Genomic DNA, 4,139 nt, shown 5'->3' on the forward strand with positions numbered 1-4,139 from the left:
TGGCGCGACCGGCGGGAGGACCGGCGCGAGCGCCGCCGCGAAGTGCGCGACCGGCGGGAGGACCGCTTCGACCGGCGCTTCTGACCGCCCGCCCGGCGGCCCGGGCACCCGCGCGCGGCGGGGGCTTCGCGCGCGGAATCCCGCGGGAGATGGGCGTTGACGCGGGTCGAGGCGCTCCCTAGCCTCCCGTGACGACCCGACAACATGCCGAGAGATGGGAACGACTCCAATCCTTCCTCCCGGTCCGGCGGGGGCGACCCTGGCGGGCCTTGATTCCCGCAGCGCGCTGATCCTTCGCGAGCTGGTGGAGACCTATGTCGAGACCGGGGAACCGGTCGGCTCCCGCACGCTCTCGCGCCGGCTTCCGCTCGGCCTGTCGCCGGCCACCATCCGCAATGCCATGGCCGACCTCGAGGATGCCGGGCTGCTCTATGCGCCGCATACCTCGGCGGGCCGGCTGCCGACCGAACGCGGGCTGCGGCTGTTCGTGGACGGGCTGCTCGAATTCGGCGCGCTGGGGGAGGAGGAGCGCGACGCGATCTCAGCGCGCTGCGCCGCCTCGGGCCGCTCGCTGCAGGAAACGCTGGGGGAGGCCGGGCAGATGCTCTCGGGCCTCGCCGGCGCGGCGGGGCTCGTCGTCGCGCCCACATCCGAAGGGGCGCTGCGGCATATCGAGTTCGTGGCCCTCGGCCCAGGGCGCGCTCTGGTCGTGCTGGTGCATGATGACGGGCAGGTGGAGAATCGTGTCATCGAGGTGCCGCCCGGGCTGCCGCCCTCAGCCCTGCAGCATGCGTCGAACTACCTGAACGCGCGGCTCGCGGGCCGGACGCTCGACGAAGCGCGCGGCGTCATCGCCGGGGAGGTCGCGGCCAACCGCACCGCGCTCGATGCGCTGACGCAGCAGGTGATCGAGGCGGGGCTCGCCACCTGGTCGGGCGGGCAGGGCGGGTCGCTGATCGTGCGCGGCCAGGCGCGGCTGCTGGAGACGATCGACCAGGCGGCGCGTGTCAGCGAGATCAAGCGGCTGTTCGAGCGGCTGGAGCAGCAGGAGACGATGCTGCGCCTGCTCGACCTCGCGCAGCGCGGCGAAGGCGTGCAGATCTTCATCGGCGCCGAGAGCGGGCTGTTCGACAGCGCGGGGCTGTCGATGGTGGTGGCCCCCTTCCGCAACGGGCAGGAGCGGATCGTGGGTGCGATCGGCGTGATCGGGCCGACGCGGATCAACTACGGCCGGGTGATCCCGGTGGTGGACTACACGGCGCGGGTGATCGGGCGGCTGCTCGGCTGAGGCAGGACCGGTCCCGATGCATGAAGGCTGACCATGCGGATCCAGCCTCATCGGATCGTGCCGCAGGCCAGCGGCAGCGCGCCGGCTGAAGCGGGCCGATCACCGGAGCCCGGCTGAGCCCGCCTGCGGCGCCGCGATGGCAACCTCGTCGATGCGCCGCGTTTTGCGCGCAGGCTTCCCCCCCCGCGCGACCCGGGCACTTTGAACGCAACAAATCTTGTGCCGGGATGATCGACCGAGAGGAACGTCAAGCATGTGCATCGCCTGCAGCCCGTTCGGGGCCTCCCTGTCGCAGGTGCGGGCTGGCGCGCCACTGGGCCGACGCGGCGTGCTCGGCGGCATGGGTCGCCTCACGGCCGGCGTGGCGGGTGCTGCACTCGGGCCCGGCCTGTTCCGCTGCGCCGCCGCGCAGACGCCCGGACCGGCGACGGGCGAGGCGGAGGCGATTCATTTCGGCGGCCCGATCCTGACGATGAACGATGCGATGCCGACGGCCGAGGCGGTGGCGATCCGCGGCGGCCGCATCCTGGCGGTCGGGTCGCGCGCGCAGGTCGAGGCGACGCGCGGCCCCGGTACGCGGATGCTGGACCTCGGCGGGCGGACGATGCTGCCCGGCTTCGTTGACCCGCACGGCCATGTCGTGATGGTCGGGCTGCAGGCGGTCGGCGCCAACCTGCTGGCCGCGCCCGATGGCGAAGGCAACGACATCGCCGCGCTGATCCGCATCCTGCGCGAATGGGCGCAGCGCAACGAGGCCGCGGTGCGGCGCTACGGGCTGATCTTCGGCTTCGGCTACGACGACAGCCAGCTGAAGGAGCAGCGCCACCCGACGCGCGACGAACTGGACCAGGTCTCGACCGAGGTTCCGGTGTTGATCATCCACACCTCCTCCCACCTCGCCGCGGCGAATTCGAAGGCGCTCGAGAAGGCCGGCATCGGCGCCGCGACGCCCGATCCGACCGGCGGCGTGTTCCGTCGCCGGGAGGGATCGCGCGAGCCGAACGGCGTGATGGAGGAGAACGCGATGATCGCCGCGGCCGGACCGCTGCTCGGCGCCCTCGACGAGGCGGCGTGGCTGTCGATGATCCGCGCGGGGTCGGAGTTCTACGCCTCCTTCGGCTACACCACCTGCCAGGAGGGCCGCGCCATGGGCCCGACCATGGCGAATCTCGCCAAGGCGGCCGAGCGCGGCCTGCTCGCGGTGGACGTGGTCGCCTATCCCGACATCCTCGGCGCCGGCGACCAGCTGGGCGGGGCGCTGCACCGGCGGGCGTATCGCAACCGGCTGCGGATCGGCGGCGCGAAGATCTCGCTCGACGGCTCGCCGCAGGGCAAGACGGCCTGGCTCTCGCGCCCCTACCACGTCATCCCCGCGGGGCTGCCGCCGGACTATCGCGGGCTGCAGACCGCGCCGACCGACGCCACGATCGAGGCCTTCTCGCGCTGCTACGAGCGCGGCTGGCAGATCCTGGCGCATGCCGGCGGCGATGCGGCGATCGACCTGATGATCGCCGCGGCGCGGGAGGCGACTCGGCGGCACGGGCCGGGCGACCGCCGGCCGGTGCTGATCCACGGCCACACGCTGCGCGAGGACCAGGTGGACGCGCTGCGGGAGCTCGGCATCTTCCCCGCGCTGTTTCCGATGCACACCTTCTATTGGGGCGACTGGCACCGCGACTCCGTGCTGGGGCCGGAGCGTGCGGAGAACATCTCGCCGACCGGCTGGCTCATGAGCCGGGGCATGATGTTCACCTCGCATCACGACGCGCCGGTGGCCAGGCCCGATTCGATGCGCGTGCTGAGTGCCACGGTGACGCGGCGGTCGCGCAGCGGCGACATCATCGGCCCGCGCCACCGCGTGCCGGTGCCCATCGCGTTGAAGGCGATGACCATCTGGGCAGCCCACCAGCATTTCGAGGAAGCGTCGAAGGGCTCGATCGAAGCCGGCAAGCTCGCGGATTTCGTCATGCTGTCGGATAACCCGATGGCGGTCGAACCGGAGCGCCTGGCGGAACTGAAGATCACCGAGACGATGAAGGAGGGCGTGAGCGTCCATCGCGCGTGAACGGCAGGGCGACGTGCGGAGACAGCCGCGCCGTCGTTGCGCTGCCCTGGCAACCATGCTCGATCCTCACCATGCCCGTGGCGACGTGCGATGACGATCAGGCGCCGTCTCATCGGCCGGACGTGCTGATGCCGGCATAAGCCGCCGCGTCACAGAGATCCTCGACGAACATCGCCCTTTCGCGCCGCTGGCCCTCGCCCTCGGGCAGCCGCAGCAGATAGGCGGGGTGCACCGTCGCGCGCATCGGCGTGCCGCAGCGCAGGTTGTGCGTCGCACCCCGCAGGCCCGACAGCGTCACGCGCGCATCGCCCGTCAGCGCCTGGCCTGCGGTGACGCCCATGGCGAGCACGAGGCGCGGGCGCACCAGCGCGATCTCCTCGAGCAAGAAGGGGCGATAGTGCGCGATGTCGCTGGTGTCCGGGCGCTGGTGCAGGCGCCGGCGCCCCTGCGGGGCATACTTGAAGTGCTTGACCGCGTTCGTGACGTACAGCCGCGCGCGGTCGATCCGCGCCTCGGCCAGCGCGGCATCCAGCAGCCTGCCGGCGGGGCCGACGAAGGGGCGGCCGGCGAGGTCTTCCTCGTCGCCCGGTTGCTCGCCTACCAGCATCAGCGGCGCATCGACGGAGCCTTCGCCGAACACCGCCTGGGTCGCCGCTTCGGCGAGCGGCAGCGTCGTGTCCGCCAGCAGCCGCGCGCGCAACGCGGCGAGCGCGGCGTCGCGGGCATCGCGCGGCGCAGGCCGTTCCTCCGCCGCGCGCTGGCCGCTCTCGGCCGCCAGCAGGCGCG

3 protein-coding genes are annotated in these 4,139 nt (G+C 72.5%); 2 read left to right on the top strand and 1 reads right to left on the bottom strand.

From position 1 onward, the window contains the following. Positions 1-214: 214 nt before the first annotated feature. Both hrcA and HW577_RS21860 read left to right on the top strand, forming a co-directional pair. Positions 215-1,288: a heat-inducible transcriptional repressor HrcA gene (gene hrcA, locus HW577_RS21855; protein ID WP_198378230.1), complete on the top strand. Its 1,074-nt coding sequence runs from the start codon at positions 215-217 to the stop codon at positions 1,286-1,288. 253 nt (positions 1,289-1,541) lie between these two features. Then, positions 1,542-3,353 (top strand): amidohydrolase, encoded by a 1,812-nt coding sequence (locus tag HW577_RS21860; protein ID WP_198378231.1) that lies wholly within the window; start codon positions 1,542-1,544, stop codon positions 3,351-3,353. A gap of 109 nt (positions 3,354-3,462) precedes the next feature. Here the strand turns inward: HW577_RS21860 and HW577_RS21865 are convergent. Further along, positions 3,463-4,139 (bottom strand): UdgX family uracil-DNA binding protein (locus tag HW577_RS21865; protein WP_232475144.1); only part of this gene is annotated, 677 nt, incomplete at its 5' end.

The sequence above is a fragment of the Neoroseomonas rubea genome (assembly GCF_016106015.1).
Taxonomy (GTDB): Bacteria; Pseudomonadota; Alphaproteobacteria; order Acetobacterales; family Acetobacteraceae; genus Neoroseomonas; species Neoroseomonas rubea.

What these genes read in the sequence shown, in the direction of transcription:
- HW577_RS21860 (WP_198378231.1), top strand. Translation starts at nt 1,542, where the DNA reads ATGTGCATCGCCTGCAGCCCGTTCGGGGCCTCCCTGTCGCAGGTGCGG.
- hrcA (WP_198378230.1), top strand. Translation starts at nt 215, where the DNA reads ATGGGAACGACTCCAATCCTTCCTCCCGGTCCGGCGGGGGCGACCCTG.